General features: G+C 68.2%; 1 protein-coding gene. It reads left to right on the top strand.

The genetic code is table 11. The features are described 5' to 3' along the window. Window positions 1–330: aminotransferase class I/II-fold pyridoxal phosphate-dependent enzyme (locus tag JJ917_17820; protein ID MBO6700685.1), on the top strand; the 330-nt coding region annotated here is incomplete at both ends.

Here is a 330-nt window from a genome sequence, read left to right as displayed (position 1 = left end):
ACCCGATTTCTACCAGCACGATCTCGACCGCCTTTCGCAGGCCGGCCGCCGCCGGATGCTGGCGTTGGCCCAGGGACGTGACTTCTCGTCCAACGACTATCTGGCACTGGCCGGAGCGTCCGCATTGCGCGAAGCGGCTGTCGCGGCGCTCGAGCGCGGGGTTGCTCTCGGCTCGGGCGGATCGCGGCTGCTGCGCGGCAATTGCGCCGAGCATGAAGCGCTGGAAGAGCGGGCAGCGGCATTCTTCGAGGCCCCCTCCGCCCTGTTCCTCGGCTCGGGCTATGCCGCCAACAGCCTGATCTTTGCGACGCTGCCGCAAAAGGGCGACCT

The sequence above is a fragment of the Hyphomicrobiales bacterium genome (genome assembly GCA_017642935.1).
Taxonomy (GTDB): Bacteria; Pseudomonadota; Alphaproteobacteria; order Rhizobiales; family MH13; genus MH13.
The sequence above is the reverse complement of the archived record's forward strand: the minus strand, read 5'-3'. Positions and strand labels throughout refer to the sequence as shown.